This is a genomic window from Vibrio rubrogenes (genome assembly GCF_059641415.1).
This window is the reverse complement of record NZ_JCARSY010000004.1, coordinates 32,116-50,172: the sequence shown is the minus strand read 5'-3', so window position 1 is coordinate 50,172 and position 18,057 is coordinate 32,116. Positions and strand designations below refer to the sequence as shown.

The following is an 18,057-nucleotide window of genomic DNA, read 5'->3' as shown; positions in this document are numbered from 1 at the left end:
TTTGGGGTTATGTTTCACCAAATGATTAAACGGTAACACCTTGTGGATGCTCGGCTTCTTTCTGCTTCGCTTCTGCCGCTTCTTTGTCTAACAGCTGTTTCTCATAAGCTTTCAGGAATGGCAGATACATCAGCGCCGCAGAACACATACACAGCAGAGAAAGAATCACCGGACTAACTGCCCAGTTGGCGGCCCATGACGCCCCGATTGGGCCCGGTGTTGTCCATGGCGTCAGCGAGACCACTTTTGCAACGAGACCAAAGTCAACAGCAAACCACGCCAACACAGCATTAATCATCGGAACCAGTATAAATGGCAGGAAAAATACCGGATTCATGATGATCGGTGCCCCGAACAGAATCGGTTCATTGATATTAAAGAAGCCGGGAACAATGCCCATTTTCCCGATCGTTCTCAGGTGAACGGCTTTTGATCTCAACAGTAAAAACGCCAGTGGTAAGGTTGAACCCACCCCACCAATCAGCAAGTAGTGATCCCAGAAACCTTGCAAGAAAATATGAGGTAGTGCTTCACCGGCAGTCATCGCTAACTGGTTTTCAGACAGATTGGTCATCCAGAACGGATTCATGATCCCTGTGACGATTAATGCCCCGTGAATCCCGGCAAACCAAAGGAGCTGACAAATAAACACAGCAAGCAATACCGCAGCTAATGAGTCAGAAGCAGACACTAATGGCTGAAGTAATGTCATAATCGCTTTCGGTAGAATCATCCCGGTTTGTGCTTCAATCAATAAGTTGAGTGGGTACAATGTCAAAATGATGAATAAAACTGGAATGAGGATTTCAAACGAGCGCGAAACCCCGGTTGGAACTTCGGGCGGGAGTTTAATCGTCACATGGTGACGTTTCAGGAAGGCGTAAGCTTCGGTCGCATAAATCGCAGTCAGGATTGCGGTGAAGATCCCCTGTCCTGACAGGTACTGCATCGATATTGAGCCATCTTTAAGTGGTGCAGCAACCAGCAGGAATGCCATGAGTGCCAGCAGACCGGTTGTCATCGGATCAAGCTCATGATGCTTAGCCAGACTGGAGCCAATTCCGACCGATATAAACACGGTCATGATCCCCATGCTCAGGTTGAAGGGTAACATGAGTTGTTCGCGATATTCGGAGGAAAAGTCCAGCCATGCCCGGGCAAAACCCCAAGTCGTATCTGCGGGAAAAGGTGGAAAGATAAACACTAGCATAAATGATCCGACAATCATGAACGGCAGTGCCGCAATAAAACCGTCCCTGATCGAGGTGAGATATTTCTGTTGACCAACTTTGACTGCTAGTGGTGTTAGTTTTTGTTCGATTGCATTGACCACATGGTCGTATAGAGTACTCATTTTGATGTCCTGTTCTTGGTTTTTCTCAAACGCACTCGCCTATCAGTTCTATTGCAAAATCAAGCACTTTATCTCCATTTTGCATCCCATAATCCATCATATTGATAGGCTCGACTCTGATACCGTATTTATCGGCTTTCTTTTGTAGGTCTTGTTGCATGTACTTGACCTGAGGGCCCAGCAGAACCACTTGATAGTTACCAACCTGATCACTGAACTCAGAGGTACCATATGCCTTTATCTCTACATCAATGCCACGCTCTTTTGCTGCGGCTTCCATTTTCTTCACCAGCAACGAGGTTGACATTCCAGCTGAGCAACACAGCATGATCTTTTTCATAACCGATACTCCTTACTTCGTTTCGATACTTTTGCCTCAGCGATGCTTTCGCTTAAGCATTGATTCATTTAGATACTTATTGATTTGTCTCGGCGATTATCTATTTAGACACTGAGAGTATGCGCCCACGGATTGCACTTGGAAACCGGTTTCCAAGTGCAATCCGTGGGAATGTGAATTTGATCATTAAAACGGTCACAAGCGAGCATGATTCTATGATCCATCAAACAAATTCATCGATTCACGGTCATGAAGATTGAAAGAAAGGCACTGATTTTGCCGAAATAAGAGGTGATATCACCATATGAAGGTGTGATCTAATCTTTATTTATCAATAGCAGTTTATGGAAAAATAGCAGGTTGGATAATCGGTTTCCAAAACCATTCATCAAGGACAAGGATTACCATGAATCACTCCGTTACCAGACTGTTCGCGGATACACTTGATCATTACTTTTCACCGTATGCAAGGAAGTTAAGCCAAAGCCCTCATCTAATCGCGTTACGTGATGGTTTTCAGATCTCAATGCCTTTTGTCTTTATCGGTTGCATTCTAGTACCACTGATTTTTCCACTGACCTCAACCTTATCGATGGGGGAAGCTTCATCAATCGCACTATGGTGGGAGTTGTTCAGTCGCAGTTTACAACCTGTGATTCTCCCCATGTACCAAATCACGCTGGGGCTGGTTGCTTTGATTGTCTCATTTGGAGTCTCCGCCAGTCTGGCAAAACAGTACCGCCTGCCGGAACGCTTATCCGGATTAACGGGTTGTCTCTCTTTTTTGATGCTGTCCGGATTTTCAACACTCAACAACCAAGAACTCTACTATTTGGGTGGCGGCGGCATTTTTACAGCGCTCGTTGCTGGTATCTATGCCGTGGAAGTCATCAACCTGTTTATCAAAAAAGGGTGGTATATCCATATGCCTGATGATGTGCCACTGATTACTGCACAAGGGTTTAAATTACTCATACCAATCTTGGTCGTCTTCCTGACATTATCGTTATTTAATATCATTCTAAATCATTATGCCGGGGTTAATTTCCCCCATCTGATTGAAACACTGTTCAAGCCACTCATTCTTGCCTCCGACAGTCTGGCAGCGGTGATTATTTCGATTCTGGTTTGTCAGCTCTTGTGGTTTGTCGGAATCCACGGTTCGATCATTATCACCAGTATCATGAATCCTTTCTGGATGACCAATCTACTCGCCAATCAGGCAGCAATTGAAACGGGTGCACAAATTCCACCTCATATTTATACTGCGTCATTCTGGGATTTTTTCCTCCTGATTGGTGGGGTTGGTTCAACATTACCGCTGGTATATCTTGCGCTGAAGAGCCGATCCAACCATATGAAATCGGTCGGTAAAGTTGCCTTGTTACCGGCCATTTTTAATATTAACGAGCCGATTTTGTTCGGCTTTCCGATCATCATGAATCCAGTATTTATTCTCCCTTTCATTTTTGTCCCGATCTTTAATGCCACCATCGCCTGGTATCTGACTTCAATCGGGGTAATGGACCGAATCGTCATGATGCTTCCCTGGACCGTTCCCGCCCCACTCGGTGCCACATGGGCCGCAAATGGCAGTATTGTCAATGTATTAATGGTGTTGTTTGCGATCTTTAATGCCTATTGTTTATATCTACCCTTTTTTCGCGCACACGAAAAAATTATCCTCGCGCAGCAAGAACAAATTGCAGCCCAAAAGCATTAGTTCATCTAATTTCCCGATGCCACTGCTCGCAATGCCCTGAGTAAGAAAGACCGACGGTTCTCCCCCTGAACCGCCGGTTTTCTAATAACATGCTTTTTTCTTATTAACTTCTATTTATGGCGCTGTTGTGGTGAAACAGCTTTATGTATTGAACAAAAACAAAACAACCGATTGTTTGCCCTCCTTAGAAATGGAAATCAATCTGAGTACGGAATAGATGTCGATAGGCACCCGCGTCACTACCGCCGGAACGGAACCGTTCTTGAACTGAGTAGAAGTTTTCCCAGACAACATTTTTAAATAACACGTATTTCACCCCAAGAATGCCGCCTTTGGCATCACTGGGTAATGAACCCCATTCATCATCATGGGAATAGTCCCCATATCTTCTAAAATCGATATAGCGGAAATACAGCCCGTATGACCCCACTTGTGCTAAGTCAGTATCTTTATAATCGATTCGATACTCTTGGCTGGTGTTATGATGTTCAGCATTCGTCATCGCAAACGCACCACGAAGTAGAATGTCATCAGTCAGACGGTATTGCAGTTCAAATGCTCCCATCCGATCCATTTTCTGATCGTCATTTTTGTTGTCGTTGGTCGCGAAGGTCAGACTGGTCTGCAAATCATCGGTCAAGCTACCTGTCAGGTTCGCACCAGCAATCGAAGTATCAGAACCGTTCGGCATTGTCACCAGATCACCCTGTCTCGGTCTCAGCCAAAATGCTTTAGCATTCCATCCCGGCAAGACATCATAATCAAGCTGAACCCCGTCGGCCGCATGACCAAACGGCACCGCCTGAAATCCGTAGCCCCACCATTTCGTTCCCAATGTCACACCAACACCACCGGGACGTCCTTCAACCCAAATCCGCTGTAATGTCCCATCCTGATCACTACTGCCGTTATCCCCGTTACGCCATGATTGCGTGACGGTATAGCCTTTGCGGGTCTCAATCTGGAAGTTCGCACTCCAGTCTTCCGAGACTTTCATCTTGCCTTCTAAATCCATATAGAAATGCTTATTATTGGCACCGGAACCAATCGACTCACGATCATCGTGATCGTATTTGGCTCTGAAGAAACCAAAAATATGTACCCGATCCATCATCGCTTTCAGAGAGGCAATCGAGTCACTGTCCACCGACTCTTCGTAATCCATTCTTTCTTGTTTCAGCTTTTGTAGTTCACTCTGATATTGCTGATGCAATTGTTCGAGTTGTTGGATTTGAGTGTCCAGCGCTGCTTTATCCACTGCGGCAGCAACTGAACTGGCTGACCAGCAGGCTGCCAGCATCACTGGGAGTATCTTCAGTCCCATCTGTTTTTTCCTGTCCATAGTTTTCTCGTCTTTATTTTATCTACCGTTTCAGACCATCCTCCCGAAATTGAAACCATGACCCGTTGAAACCAAAGGTTCATCACGCTCAGTTCTCATAATCGCTGATAGATTTGGCAACGTTTCAAAATATGGAAACAACCATCGACAACGACTTTATTTCAAGAATCACCGCATTTTTTCGAGAGCTCAGTTATTGTTCAAAGCCAGTCTAATTCCATAAACAACAATAGATTGTGGTGTTCAGCACGATTTTTTACATTCATGGCAAATATTGGAAACCGGTTTCCAATATTGTTATGAATGTCACTCTTTCATCTCAGAAAAGTGCTGGCAATCTGATGGATTCGAACGAATGAGGAGGATGCAGAATCAATTATCGAGTGGTTGTTATCGTTATAACTATATGCAATAGAATTGATAAATGTGAGTCGGTATGGAAAACAGACATATTGTATAGAAAGTAGACATGATTTTTATAGACACTTGAACATAAAGCCGTTTTTATCCATTTGAGCATTTGCTCAAGTTACTTAATTTTTAGAGCTATGGATAAATTATGATTAAAAAATATTTCATCTACTTTGCTAGTGTATGTCTGTCTTTCAGTGCTATTGCTAAAACGGGAGTCTTTCCGAGACAATATTTTGATCAACTGAGTTACGGGTTGTACTGGTTTGGCGCCGATGACCAATACCAGAAAGGAGATCAAAATACACAAAATGGCAGTACCTATTATGATCCATCCAGACCGACACTGATTCTGATTCACGGCTGGCAATCCAATCATATCATCGAACAAAACCGGACAGTCTACTGGGAAAATGGAGGGGGAACGCCTGATATCGATTTCGCCAACCTCTGGCGTGCCGAAGGTTACAATGTTGCCATGTTGTATTGGGATCAGTTTGCGGATGAATCCGAGGTCAAAGATGCTGAAGCGAAAATCTGGTCAGCCAATGGTCCTAAAAAAATGCGTTGGCGTGACAGTCGCGGAAACTACCATACTGGCCCGACACAGAATGTCACCGAGTTATTGCTACAACAATATCTCAATGCTATGCAGGGATATCGGGGCAATGATATTCGTCTTGCCGGACACAGTTTAGGTAATCAGGTCGCCCTCCGGCTTGCCGACCAACTAGCAACACTGGCTGACCAGGGCCAAATTGCCAACAATCTGGTGCCGCAACGCGTGTCACTACTGGATGCGTTCTATTCCAACTACAGCAAAGATTACCTGAATGGCCGCTGGGTCGGTGAAGCAGCCCGGGAAGTGGTCAGTCGTCTGAAACTCAAAGGTATCGCCATCGACTCCTATCGGACTTCAGCAGTCACATCGACACTGTTTGTCGGAGATGAAAACCGTGCGTTGCATAACGCCGTCGCTTTTGTAGAACAGCTGACTCAGTTCTTCAATCAAACACAGCGATCTGAAAAGCATAATGCGGCTATCTGGCTGTATCTCTGGTCGATTATTTATCCGACACCTGCCGTGATAGATAATAATCTACCGGGTATCTCTGCCTCGGCAAGCAACGCACAAGTCAGACGCTGGATGACAACCACCAATCATTTACAACAAGTTTCGGGTGGCGATACCAAAGATCCGCAGGATAATATCTACGAAACCGATGATGCCCTGTGAATTGAATTGGGATAAATAGCGTCCAAATTGATAGCGGATCGTGGAATGAATGAGACTCACAGCCCTTTGGTCAACATCCGGGCAAGAAAATCAGTGATTTCCCGATCCTCTGTTGAATTGAGAGTTTCAAGCCATAAGACACCGGCATAGTGTTCCGCTTTTAGAAAAAGTCGTGTTCCTTCAAAATCAATCAACCAAGTGTGGATATCGGCGTCACACTGTTTCTCGATAATCGACGCGGGCAGCAATTCAATCAGTCGGGCACCTAAACGAGGAAATGAATCGAAATCGAAGTTTTGTGTCTCCAGTACGATCACACCGGAATCCACCAAATACTCGCGCAGGGAAAACTCAGCCATGATAAGTCAAATGCTCCTGAATCAAATCCAAAAACGGATCGGCATATTTTTCCAGTTTTCTTTGTCCGACGCCACTCACCGCTAACATCTCACCATACGATGTCGGTAAAATATCGGCCATGTCGATCAACGTTGCATCACTGAACACAACATAAGGTGGAATCTCTTCTTCATCCGCAATTGATTTTCTGAGTTTGCGCAGCTTGGCAAACAGCTGCCGATCATAGGTTTTGCTGCTCAGCTTCTCCGCTTTGGATGCTTTCACTGCGGTATCCAAACGTGGAACCGCCAGTTCCAGAGCAACTTCTCCCCGCAGCAACGGCCGTGCTTCTTCGGTCAACTGCAAGGTCGAATTCCGGGTAATATTCTGTTGTAACAACCCTTTATGAATCAACTGACGGAAAATACTGACCCAATAGTCATGGCTGTGTTCCCGGCCAATGCCGTAGGTACTTAACTGATCATGACTATTTTCACGAATCCGTACATTCTGCATCCCACGCAGCACTTCCACCACGTAGCCAATCCCGAAATTTTGCTTCACCCGATAAACGCAAGACAAGGCTTTCTGAGCTTCTTTGGTCGCATCGAACATCTTGGGGGGATCCAGACAAATATCACAGTTGCCACAAGGCTTCTCACGATATTCACCGAAATAATTGAGCAGCACCTGACGACGGCAAGTTTGCGCCTCGGCAAAAGCACTCATGGCATTAAGCTTATGACTTTCAACTTGTTTTTGCGGACCATCGACTTTTTCATCCAAAATGCGACGTAACCAGCTCATGTCAGCCGGATCATAGAGCATCACAGCTTCTGCCGGTAAGCCATCTCGCCCCGCGCGGCCGGTTTCCTGATAATAAGATTCGATATTTCGAGGGATATCAAAGTGCATGACAAAGCGGACATTCGACTTATTGATCCCCATGCCGAACGCTACGGTCGCGACGACAATCTGGACATCATCGCGCTGAAATGCTTCCTGAACATAATTTCGTTCATCGACATCCATACCGGCATGATATCCCGCAGCCCGAAAATGGTTCTGACACAATTTTTCAGTCAGCATTTCAACCTTTTTCCGGCTGCCACAATAAATAATGCCGCATTGGCCTTGCTGGGTCCCTAAAAAGCGGATCACTTGAGAGACCGGTTTATGTTTTTCCAGCAGCGCGTAACGAATATTCGGCCGATCAAAACTACCAAGATAGATATGGGGAGTATTTAAATGCAGCCGGTTTTGAATGTCCTGTCGCGTCGATTCATCGGCAGTTGCCGTCAGAGCGATGACCGGTACTTGAGGAAAGGCCTGTTTCAATTGCCCCAACGCAGCATATTCCGGACGGAAATCGTGTCCCCACTGGGAAATACAATGTGCTTCATCCACCGCAATCATCGCTACCTGCATCTGGCGTAGCCGTTCGATAAAATCGGCCATTAACACCCGCTCCGGTGAGACATACACCAACTTCAGCGTACCGGCATTCATCCGTTGATAAGTCTCGATCAGCGCCTCTTTACTCATACTCGAATTAATACAGGCCGCAGCAACCCCATTGGCAACCAATTGATCCACCTGATCCTTCATCAGCGAGATCAACGGAGAAATCACCAGCGTAATACCATCAAGCATGATCGCCGGAATTTGGTAACACAGTGATTTTCCGCCCCCGGTCGGCATAATAACCAGACTATCCTGCCCGGCCAGTACCGCATCAATCACATCCTTTTGACCCAGCCGAAACGTCTGATAACCAAAGATGGTATGCAGTACGGATTCTGGAGTGGTTGAAGCGTGGTCGTCTTGTTCGGCAATCAATGCAGCGGTCATGAAATACTCAATATGATGGGTTTCGCAGAAGAATGGTCATGCTCAGCAGCTATTGTAGTGGGGTTAGATACGGAATAAAACCATAAATTATACGACCCTTCTCGCGAAAACGAGCGGAACAAATCAATACATGTGATTCACTTGCGTGGTGTATACTGCTTTTCTGATCACAATATCATCATGTTTTATTAAGAATACAATAACTTTAGTGGAACAACTATGAACGATGAACAGCAAGCGCGACAAGGAGTGCTCTTTGCTCTGGCCGCTTACCTAATGTGGGGCATTGCACCCGTTTATTTCAAAATGCTCGAACACATCAATCCGGTCGAAATTATCTGTCACCGGATACTCTGGTCTTTTTTGCTGTTGGCTGTGTTACTACATTTCGGCAAACAATGGCCGATGATCCGCAATCTCCTGTCAGACCGACGCAAAATTTATTATCTGATTGCCACATCGGTGTTGATTGGCGGTAACTGGCTGATTTTTATCTGGGCGATTAATAATCATCACCTGCTCGATGCCAGTCTTGGCTATTACATCAATCCATTACTCAATGTGATCTTGGGTATGGTATTTCTCAATGAGCGACTACGAATACTACAATGGATAGCAGTTACACTTGCCACCATTGGCGTGGTGATTCAACTCGTGCTATTCGGCTCGATCCCTGTCATTGCCATTGCACTTGCCGGTAGCTTCGGGATTTACGGGCTACTGCGCAAAAAAGTGATGGTTAGTGCATTGAACGGTTTGTTCATTGAAACATTGATTTTGGTCCCGGTAGCGTTGATATATTTGTTTGGTTTTGCCAACTCAGCGACCAGTCATCTGACCGAGAATTCACTCCAGCTCAATGGGTTACTCGCAATGGCCGGTGTGGTCACGACACTACCGTTGCTCTGTTTTGCCGGTGCGGCGACCCGCATGAAACTTTCAACCCTCGGTTTCTTTCAATATATCGGCCCGAGCATGATGTTTATTCTGGCCACCATTTTTTATGGCGAATCATTTAGTCCCGATAAAGCGACAACATTCTTATTCATCTGGGGAGCCTTAATACTCTTCAGCTATGATGGTATCCGTCATCATCGCAAACGCCCTGTCGTTGTGATAGAAAAATAATTAATAATTATTTGGGACGGAAGCAGAAAATCGACGGGCTATGCGGTGTTATTTTCTCCGTCCTCGGTCTGATGATCGGTTATCACGCATTCACGTCAGTGACATCACTGTGATGATGTTTTTGAGCCGGGTGATGCAAAAGCGAGTCACCTCATACAAATCATATTAAGCCTCTGGATTTATGAGACATGAGATGTCATTCTAGGTGTTGCATAAATGTTAATGCAACATGGAGGTTTCCCGGTGAAAATAAAAACATTACTCATACTCTCAGGGTTGTTCACCACCCTAAACATTCACGCAGCACAAGTAGCTGATTCTATCGCACCAGAAATCAACACCGGTCATGATGTCAAAACACTGACTCACGCCAAACAGTGGATGGTTACAGCGGCAAACCCACTCGCAGCCAAAGCAGGCGCAGATATCCTTCGCCAGGGCGGTAATGCCATCGATGCGATGGTCGCGGTACAGCTGATGCTCGGTTTAGTCGAGCCTCAATCGTCAGGTATCGGCGGGGGAGCATTCATGGTGTATTGGGATCAGAAAAAACAGCATCTCACGACGTTTGATGCCAGAGAAACAGCGCCTGTGCAGGCCACGCCTGAACTGTTTTTGGATGAGCAAGGACAGCCACTCCAATTTTACGATGCGGTTGTCGGTGGCCGTTCTGTCGGCACTCCCGGCACTGTAAAACTGCTTTGGGAAACCCATCAAAAATATGGCAAGCTACCTTGGAAAAAACTCTTTGCCCCAGCCATTGAACAGGCGCAGCAAGGGTTTCGCATTAGTCAGCGTCTCGCCAAACAAATTGCCGATGATACCCAGCGCCTGAGCCGGTATTCAGGAACGCGCGATTACTTTTTTGACGCTCAAGGGAATCCTAAACCCGCCGGTACGCTGCTCAAAAATCCGCAATACGCCCAAACATTAACGCTGATCGCCAACGGTGGTGCTGATGCGTTCTATCGCGGAGACATCGCCAAAGATATCGTGAAAACCGTTCGCAATGCACCCGGTAATCCCGGGGTTTTGTCACAAACAGACTTTAACAATTATACCATTAAAGAGCGCCAGCCCGTTTGTGCCGGCTATCAGGGATATGATGTCTGCGGCATGGGGCCACCCAGTTCAGGGGCACTCACCGTCGGACAAATTCTCTCCATGGCGCAACACTTTGATCTGAAGAAGTGGGGGCCCGATAGTGAGAGATCATGGCAGGTGCTCGCTGATGCTTCACGCTTAGCCTTTGCTGACCGCGGGAAGTTCATGGCAGATGAAGACTTTGTGCCGATGCCAACTCAGGGATTGGTGGATCCAGACTATCTTGCCCTGCGTGCGCAACTCATTCAGCCGGGTAAAGCACTCACCGATGTTTCAGCCGGAAGCCCACCGTGGCAACACGCCATGCGACTCGGCACGGATCAGGCCATTGAACTCCCCTGTACCAGTCATTTTAATATTGTTGACCGGGAAGGGAATGTCGTATCGATAACAACCACCATTGAAAATGGGTTCGGTTCACGCCTGATGGTGCGGGGATTTTTGCTCAACAATGAGCTCACGGATTTCTCGTTCAAATCCCATGACGGAGATGCCCCCGTCGCAAACCGCGTCGAACCGGGTAAGCGCCCTCGTTCCTCAATGGCACCAACGATTGTGCTAAAAGATGGTCAGCCTTATCTGGCGATTGGTTCTCCCGGTGGCAGCCGCATTATCGGCTACGTCGCTCAGGCACTGATCGCACATCTGACTTGGGGACAAGATATCCAACAAGCTTTAAACATGCCCCATATTGTTGATCGCTTCGGCCCCGTTGATCTTGAACAGGGCACCCGTGCAGAACAACTCAAACCAGCACTGGAAAAGATGGGCTATGACGTGAATGTTCGCGATCTGAACTCCGGACTTCATGCAATTCGCCTCACGAAAGACGGTCTGGAAGGGGCTGCCGATCCACGGCGAGAAGGGATCGCGATCGGAGAATAAAATGTAACCAGTAGCATAGCTAATTGACTCGCTCGATTGTAAGAGATCTCTTACAAATGAGTGAGCCAATAGAGATTCAGACTGACGACATTTTCACATGAATAATTATAACTTATTGAATAATAACAAAATGTACAGTTATCAATCAGCTACTCATCCGAATTCTGTGGCCCCATAAGATTGCCGAATACGTACAGAAACGTAATATATAACTTGTCAGCAGGGAGTTGGCATAAGGACATCGAAAGGAATTGATTCGTTGACAGGATGGTCACGAACAGGGATGACGATGGACACACCCGGGAAGGGTGAAGCACATCAGGATGATGTCGGGAACCGTTCAGGGATGACCGTGCTAACAGGATGGTTAGCAGACGAGGACGTCGAGGACACCGCTAGGAAGGCGATGGAAGGATCGGCTGAAGGATTCAGCAGACTGATCATGGATTAGATGCAGGACGCACTTATCGTAGCAGGATAGCTGCAAGTAAAGAACAGAACCCCGGTGGGCAATTGCTCCCGGGGTTTTTCTTATGCGTCTCTGACAGTCAATCTAACCGCGCTAATGTAAAACCCGCTCTCTCAAAAGTTGCGACAGATCGATAGTAAATATCACCCGCTGTGGTGGCTTGGGTAACTGATTATCAATAGAGAATACTTTTCCTCCCGGGAAATGAGGGAAAGTCATTGCTGCCGGCCAGTGATGCGTCGTATGCATTCCTTGTAGATATCCGGACTCAGCGATTGAAAACTTGATTGATGAGCAACGATGCATAGCATTTACCTCACGATGACCAACAATAAGCTCACGAAGAGCACTGAATCATTTTTTGGGTATCAAAGCTTGTTCTGCTTTGCGCCGGTATCGGTTCTCCGGGCGTGGCAAACCGCTTCGACACCCTCCGTTTCTGAATATGGGGTCAAAACAAATTACTTCCAAGAGAGAAAAAGGATAAAAAATAATCGACTTAGGCACGCTGTGCGGCTAATGCTGAGGATAAAATTAAATATTCCCTAAAATTACAATCGCTTAAATGTAATCACAAACAGTTCATCTGTCTCGGGGTAGACGTCTCGAATCAAGGTTTTCAGTTGCGGTAATGGCAGATGTTCCTGCCGGGCGTGGAATTGGTTGATCTCATCAAACCGAAGCGGCTCAACAGCAATAATTTCAATATCACACACCTTTTGATGAGTCTCCAGAGTGAACACCTCGACTTGGGAGCCGACCACATAATGACTTTCGGCTCGATCTCTAATGGTGATCGTTTTCAGTCCCGCAGCCACAAAAGGGGTCAGAAACTCAAAAAACGTTATTTGGGTTGGAATTGGATTCATATACAACCATTATTAAAAAATACTAAGCCGTCATCTCATGCAAATTTCAGAAGGCAATGTCTTATAAATAACGTCTTATAAATAACGCCTTATAAATTAAGTGACTCACCTTCAGCGGCAAATAATTTTTCCAGCTGGTCAAAACCTTCCAACTGCATGATCAAATCTGCCTTTTGTTGTTTCGCAATCGTCAGCCAGTGTTCGCCTTCCAGCGCACCGACCAACGCATAAAGCAGATTAAGACTTGGTTTGACCTGCCCATGCCGACGAATGTGAATATATGCTATGACCGCTCCCAACTCGCGCAAACGAGCGACGGATTCAATCCCTGCATCCATTAGCATCTGTTCGGATTTAGGCCCTAAACCTGGCAGATCACGCAGACGTTGCATCACTGTTATCCCTCATGCAAAAAGCTATAAAGCTTCCAGCTTCGCGTAGGCCGTCACCAGCCATTTGATCCCTTCACCATTAAACGCCACCTGAACACGACTCTGTGGCCCTGCACCTTCAAAGTTAATAATAGTGCCTTCGCCGAATTTCGGGTGTTTGACCCGGCTCCCCAGACTAAAGCCAGTTTCGTTGAAGCTTTCTTTGACCACTTTCTGGCTAAATCGCCCGGTACTGGTCGGGCGGCTGACTTGCGCTTTCATTCGCACTTCATCGAGGCATCCTTCCGGCAGTTCGCGAATAAAACGAGACGGTTTGTGATATTTATCCTGCCCATACAGGCGCCGCATTTCCGCATAAGTAATGTAGAGTTTTTTCATCGCCCGGGTCATACCGACGTAGCACAGACGACGCTCTTCTTCCAGCCTGCCGGCTTCTTCTGCCGACATCAGACTCGGAAACATCCCTTCTTCGACACCGACCATAAACACCAGAGGAAACTCCAGACCTTTGGCACTGTGCAGCGTCATCAGCTGCACGGCATCATCAAATTCATCGGCCTGTCCTTCTCCGGATTCCAGTGCAGCATGGGTCAGAAATGCCGTCAGCATGGTCATTTCTTCGGCTTCTTCCGGCTTCTCAAATTGACGAGTCGCAGTCACCAACTCTTCCAAGTTTTCCAAGCGGGCTTTCGACTTTTCCCCTTTCTCTTGTTCATACATTGCGTACAAACCAGAGGCTTTAATCACATGGTCAGCCTGACGATGCAGTGGCATTTCAAATGTGTCGTCTTCCAGCGCATTGATGAGTTCGACAAAGCGGCTCATCGCACCACCGGCACGACCCACCAGCACTTTTTCTTCCAGTAGCTGAACACACGCCTGCCACATGGTACAGCCACGCTCACGGGCAGCAAAACGCACAGTTTCCAGCGTTTTATCGCCCAGTCCGCGTGTCGGCGTATTGACCACACGCTCAAACGCAGCATCATCATTGCGGTTTGACATCAGCCGTAAATAGCACAATGCATCTTTAATTTCTTGTCGTTCGAAGAATCGCATCCCACCGTAGATCCGATAGGGCAGACCGGCCTGAATCAAGGCCTCTTCCAACACCCGTGACTGAGCGTTGTTCCGGTAGAGCAAGGCGGTATCCTGCAATGCGCCGCCTTCGTCCTGCCATACTTTAATCTTGTTCACCACAAAACGGGCTTCATCCAGCTCGTTATAAGCTGAGTACACCGAAATGGATTCGCCCTTCTGCCCTTCCGTCCACAGGTTTTTTCCCATCCGTTCGGTGTTATTGGCGATCAGCGTATTCGCCGCTTCCAGAATGGTCTGGGTGGAACGGTAGTTCTGTTCGAGCCGGATCGTGTTTACCGCAGGAAATTCCTGAGCAAACTTCTCAATATTTTCAACCTTGGCACCCCGCCAGCCATAAATAGACTGATCATCGTCACCGACAATCATCACATGACAATCGGGGCCAGCCATCAGCCGTAGCCAGGCGTACTGGATATTGTTGGTATCCTGAAACTCATCCACCAGAATATGTTTAAAGCGAGCCTGATAATGTTCGCGGATAAACTGATTCTCTCGCAATAACTCCTGCGTTCTGAGCAGGATTTCCGCGAAATCCACCAAGCCGGCACGGTCACAAGCTTCCTGATAGGCCTGATATAACCGCAGATAAGTCGTAGTCACCGGATCATGATAGGTATCGATATGCTGTGGCCGAATCCCTTCATCTTTCTTACCGTTAATCCACCAGCAAACCTGACGAGCCGGCCACTGTTTTTCATCCAGATTCTGCGCTTTGACCAGTCGGCGCATTAAACGCAGCTGGTCTTCAGAATCAATAATCTGAAAATCTTCCGGTAATTTGGCGTCAAGATAATGGGCGCGCAAGATACGGTGGCAGATGCCGTGGAAAGTCCCGTTCCACATCCCCGAAGCACTGCCCATCATCAGTGCTTCAATCCGGCCGCGCATCTCGGCAGCAGCCTTATTGGTGAATGTCACAGACATAATCGAAAACGGTGAAGCTTGTTCAACGGTCATCAGCCAGGCAATTCGGTGGACCAATACCCGGGTTTTACCACTCCCAGCACCGGCCAGTACCAGCAAATTCTGCAAAGGGGCTGCAACAGCTTCCCGCTGTTTATCATTTAAACCGTCGATTAAGAGAGAGGGATCCATCATGGTGACATCACTGGCTATTTATACATGGGTGACGATTATAACCATAAATGGCCATCAAATGCTCGCCTGTCTTTGTGATCTTTGTACTATCACATCGGTTTCTTTCGGTACTGACATTCGCATCAATACATCATACAGACGTCACATTTGATTCATTTAATCACACAAGCGGTGGTTTAGAGCTGATAAAAAAAGCCCTGTGACATGTCACAGGGCTTTTTTACATCAAGGTATAAAAATGAAGATTTAAGCGGCAATGCCACAATGACGCAGCAGTGCATCAATCTGTGGCTCACGGCCTCGGAAGCGTTTGAACAACTCCATCGGCTCTTCACTACCACCCATTTCCAGAATGTTATTCAGAAAACGCTGTCCGGTTTCCGGATTGAAAATCCCTTCTTCTTCAAAACGGGAGAACGCATCGGACGAGAGCAATTCCGCCCAGAGATAGCTGTAATAACCTGCACTGTAACCCCCGGCAAAAATATGACTGAAGCTGTGCGAGAAACGGTTCCACTCCAGACTTGGCAACACCGCAACTTTTGCTTTCACTTCGGCTAACGTCTCTAGGACGCGCGGGCCGACCTCCGGATCATAGTTGGTGTGCAGGGTGAAATCGAACAGCCCGAACTCAAGCTGACGCAGGATAAACATTGCAGACTGGAAGTTTTTCGCGGCCAGCATTTTCTCCAGCATTGCTTTGGGTAACGGTTCGCCGGTTTCGTAATGACCGGAAATAAACGCAAGGGCTTCCTCTTCCCAACACCAGTTTTCCAGAAACTGACTGGGTAATTCGACCGCATCCCACGGTACACCGTTGATCCCAGAGACGGCACCGACATCAACCAGCGTCAGCATATGGTGGATACCGTGACCGAATTCGTGGAACAGCGTGACGACCTCATCGTGGGTAAACAGCGCGGGTTTGCCACCAACCGGTCTGTTGAAGTTACAAGTCAGGTAAGCGACCGGAGACTGTAATTCACCGGATGATGTCACCCGACGTCCCCGGCAATCATCCATCCATGCACCACCCCGTTTGTGTTCACGGGCATACAGGTCAAGATAGAAACTGCCGCGCAGCTGCTGATTCTGATCGAAGATGTCAAAGAAACGGACCGACTCATGCCAAGTATCGACCCCTTCACGCTCCTGTACGCTCATACCAAAGACGCGGTTGAGCACTTCAAATAATCCGCTGACAACTTTGGACTCAGGGAAATAGGGGCGCAGTTCTTCATCCGAAATCTGGAACAAATGCTGTTTCTGCTTTTCACTGAAATACGCAATATCCCACAGTTCCAGTTGCTCGATACCGAAGTTCTCTTTCGCGAAATCACGCAGTTGCTGTACTTCTTTTTCACCCTGCGGTTTAGCCCGTTTGGCCAAATCATTGAGGAACGTCAGTACCTGTTCCGGAGACTCAGCCATTTTGGTTGCCAGTGACTTTTCACTGAAAGAATTAAATCCAAGCATTTTGGCAATTTCATGGCGAAGTTTAAGCTGCTCGGCAATGATATCGCTGTTATCCCACTTGCCAGCATTCGGGCCGCGATCCGAGGCGCGGGTGACGTAGGCTTCATACATTTCCTGACGCAGAGCCTGATTGTCACAATAGGTCATCACCGGCAGGTAAGATGGCATTTCCAGCGTCAGCAGATATCCGTCTTTCCCTTTTTCTTCAGCGGCCGCTTTTGCCGCTGCCAAAGCACTCTCCGGCAGACCGGACAATTCGCTTTCATCGGTGATATGTTTGGTCCAGCCCATAGTGGCATCAAGCACATTGTTGGAGAACTTGGAGCCTAATTCAGACATCCGTTTGCTGATTTCGCCATAGCGTTTTTGCTCAGCCAGCGGCAGACCGATACCAGACAGTTCAAAATCTCTTAATGCATCACGAATCGTTTTTTGCTGAGCCTGAGATAAAGACTGATACGCTTCGCTGGCACGAATTTTCTGATACGCCTCAAACAGCCCCTTATGCTGTCCGACCCATGTGCCGTATTCAGACAATAGTGGCAGACAACTTTCGTACGCTTCCCGCAATGCTTCACTGTTCACCACCGAATTCATATGGCTGATCGGTGACCAGATCCGGCTTAAGTGATCATCAACCTCTTCAATCGGGGCAATCAGGTTTTCCCAGCTCGGCTGAGTATTGCCTTCAAGCACCGCCTCGATTTTAGTCCGACAGTTGGCAATCGCCTGTTCGATCGCCGGTTTGATATGTTCAGGTTGAATCTGAGAAAACGGCGGCAAGTCCGTAAAGGTGAGCAGTGGGTTCGACATAAACGATTCCTTTTATTTTGAAAGCATCAGGCACACAGACAGATGATTCTCGCTGAAACGGCATCTGAAAGCCAATAGACATTACAAATAGTAAATATAGGTAGATTCTACGATTTTCAATAGCA

General features: G+C 47.1%; 14 protein-coding genes. 4 read left to right on the top strand and 10 right to left on the bottom strand.

What is annotated here, in order from left to right:
- Positions 1–25: 25 nt before the first annotated feature.
- Together AC55NX_RS04690 and AC55NX_RS04685 are read right to left on the bottom strand one after the other, a co-directional pair.
- A complete protein-coding gene (locus tag AC55NX_RS04690) occupies positions 26–1,354 on the bottom strand; it encodes a PTS sugar transporter subunit IIC (RefSeq protein WP_496994683.1) in 1,329 nt (442 codons plus the stop codon).
- A gap of 25 nt (positions 1,355–1,379) precedes the next feature.
- Positions 1,380–1,694 carry a PTS sugar transporter subunit IIB gene (locus AC55NX_RS04685; RefSeq protein WP_077336160.1) on the bottom strand — a complete coding sequence of 105 codons (315 nt, stop codon included), beginning with the start codon at positions 1,692–1,694 and terminating at the stop codon, positions 1,380–1,382.
- 406 nt (positions 1,695–2,100) lie between these two features.
- Here AC55NX_RS04685 and AC55NX_RS04680 point away from each other — a divergent pair, with 406 nt between their 5' ends.
- A complete protein-coding gene (locus tag AC55NX_RS04680) occupies positions 2,101–3,417 on the top strand; it encodes a PTS sugar transporter subunit IIC (protein WP_496994682.1) in 1,317 nt (438 codons plus the stop codon).
- A 184-nt stretch (positions 3,418–3,601) separates the two neighbouring features.
- On the opposite strand, the gene AC55NX_RS04675 is transcribed toward AC55NX_RS04680, so the two are convergent.
- Complete coding sequence (locus AC55NX_RS04675) at positions 3,602–4,741, bottom strand: hypothetical protein (RefSeq protein ID WP_496994681.1); 1,140 nt, start codon at positions 4,739–4,741, stop codon at positions 3,602–3,604.
- Between the two features lie 577 nt (positions 4,742–5,318).
- On the opposite strand from AC55NX_RS04675, the gene AC55NX_RS04670 reads away from it, so the two are divergent.
- Entirely contained in the window at positions 5,319–6,407 is a 1,089-nt protein-coding gene (locus tag AC55NX_RS04670; RefSeq protein ID WP_496994680.1) for a hypothetical protein, read from the top strand.
- 56 nt (positions 6,408–6,463) lie between these two features.
- Here the strand turns inward: AC55NX_RS04670 and AC55NX_RS04665 are convergent, their stop codons facing one another.
- Positions 6,464–6,766 (bottom strand): DUF3630 family protein, encoded by a 303-nt coding sequence (locus AC55NX_RS04665; RefSeq protein ID WP_496994679.1) that lies wholly within the window; start codon positions 6,764–6,766, stop codon positions 6,464–6,466.
- On the bottom strand, positions 6,759–8,597 hold the full coding sequence (gene recQ / locus AC55NX_RS04660; RefSeq protein ID WP_496994678.1) for an ATP-dependent DNA helicase RecQ: 1,839 nt from the start codon (positions 8,595–8,597) through the stop codon (positions 6,759–6,761). The genes AC55NX_RS04665 and recQ overlap by 8 nt, the downstream gene beginning before the upstream one ends.
- A gap of 219 nt (positions 8,598–8,816) precedes the next feature.
- Between recQ and rarD the strand changes: the two genes are divergently transcribed.
- Positions 8,817–9,725 (top strand): EamA family transporter RarD, encoded by a 909-nt coding sequence (gene rarD / locus AC55NX_RS04655; RefSeq protein WP_496994677.1) that lies wholly within the window; start codon positions 8,817–8,819, stop codon positions 9,723–9,725.
- A gap of 222 nt (positions 9,726–9,947) precedes the next feature.
- Positions 9,948–11,714, top strand: a complete 1,767-nt coding sequence (gene ggt, locus AC55NX_RS04650) for a gamma-glutamyltransferase (RefSeq protein ID WP_496994795.1) — start codon at positions 9,948–9,950, stop codon at positions 11,712–11,714.
- Between the two features lie 562 nt (positions 11,715–12,276).
- Here the strand turns inward: ggt and AC55NX_RS04645 are convergent.
- The 5 genes from AC55NX_RS04645 to prlC form a co-directional block, all read right to left on the bottom strand.
- The gene (locus tag AC55NX_RS04645; protein ID WP_496994676.1) at positions 12,277–12,489 is read right to left on the bottom strand and encodes a hypothetical protein; all 213 of its coding nucleotides are present in this window, start codon (positions 12,487–12,489) and stop codon (positions 12,277–12,279) included.
- 245 nt (positions 12,490–12,734) lie between these two features.
- Positions 12,735–13,052 carry a N(4)-acetylcytidine aminohydrolase gene (gene yqfB, locus AC55NX_RS04640; RefSeq protein WP_496994675.1) on the bottom strand — a complete coding sequence of 106 codons (318 nt, stop codon included), beginning with the start codon at positions 13,050–13,052 and terminating at the stop codon, positions 12,735–12,737.
- An 89-nt stretch (positions 13,053–13,141) separates the two neighbouring features.
- Entirely contained in the window at positions 13,142–13,444 is a 303-nt protein-coding gene (locus tag AC55NX_RS04635; protein WP_496994674.1) for a TfoX/Sxy family protein, read from the bottom strand.
- 24 nt (positions 13,445–13,468) lie between these two features.
- Complete coding sequence (gene uvrD, locus AC55NX_RS04630) at positions 13,469–15,643, bottom strand: DNA helicase II (protein WP_496994673.1); 2,175 nt, start codon at positions 15,641–15,643, stop codon at positions 13,469–13,471.
- A gap of 246 nt (positions 15,644–15,889) precedes the next feature.
- A complete protein-coding gene (gene prlC / locus AC55NX_RS04625; RefSeq protein WP_496994672.1) occupies positions 15,890–17,932 on the bottom strand; it encodes an oligopeptidase A in 2,043 nt (680 codons plus the stop codon).
- Between the last annotated feature and the right edge of the window lie 125 nt (positions 17,933–18,057).

Excerpts from the sequence above, each read along its gene's own strand:
- recQ (WP_496994678.1), bottom strand. The coding sequence starts at position 8,597 with ATGACCGCTGCATTGATTGCCGAACAAGACGACCACGCTTCAACCACT.
- AC55NX_RS04645 (WP_496994676.1), bottom strand. The coding sequence starts at position 12,489 with ATGCATCGTTGCTCATCAATCAAGTTTTCAATCGCTGAGTCCGGATAT.
- AC55NX_RS04665 (WP_496994679.1), bottom strand. The coding sequence starts at position 6,766 with ATGGCTGAGTTTTCCCTGCGCGAGTATTTGGTGGATTCCGGTGTGATC.
- yqfB (WP_496994675.1), bottom strand. The coding sequence starts at position 13,052 with ATGAATCCAATTCCAACCCAAATAACGTTTTTTGAGTTTCTGACCCCT.
- ggt (WP_496994795.1), top strand. The coding sequence starts at position 9,948 with ATGCAACATGGAGGTTTCCCGGTGAAAATAAAAACATTACTCATACTC.
- AC55NX_RS04670 (WP_496994680.1), top strand. The coding sequence starts at position 5,319 with ATGATTAAAAAATATTTCATCTACTTTGCTAGTGTATGTCTGTCTTTC.
- AC55NX_RS04680 (WP_496994682.1), top strand. The coding sequence starts at position 2,101 with ATGAATCACTCCGTTACCAGACTGTTCGCGGATACACTTGATCATTAC.
- AC55NX_RS04685 (WP_077336160.1), bottom strand. The coding sequence starts at position 1,694 with ATGAAAAAGATCATGCTGTGTTGCTCAGCTGGAATGTCAACCTCGTTG.
- AC55NX_RS04675 (WP_496994681.1), bottom strand. The coding sequence starts at position 4,741 with ATGGGACTGAAGATACTCCCAGTGATGCTGGCAGCCTGCTGGTCAGCC.
- uvrD (WP_496994673.1), bottom strand. The coding sequence starts at position 15,643 with ATGATGGATCCCTCTCTCTTAATCGACGGTTTAAATGATAAACAGCGG.
- AC55NX_RS04690 (WP_496994683.1), bottom strand. The coding sequence starts at position 1,354 with ATGAGTACTCTATACGACCATGTGGTCAATGCAATCGAACAAAAACTA.
- prlC (WP_496994672.1), bottom strand. The coding sequence starts at position 17,932 with ATGTCGAACCCACTGCTCACCTTTACGGACTTGCCGCCGTTTTCTCAG.
- AC55NX_RS04635 (WP_496994674.1), bottom strand. The coding sequence starts at position 13,444 with ATGCAACGTCTGCGTGATCTGCCAGGTTTAGGGCCTAAATCCGAACAG.
- rarD (WP_496994677.1), top strand. The coding sequence starts at position 8,817 with ATGAACGATGAACAGCAAGCGCGACAAGGAGTGCTCTTTGCTCTGGCC.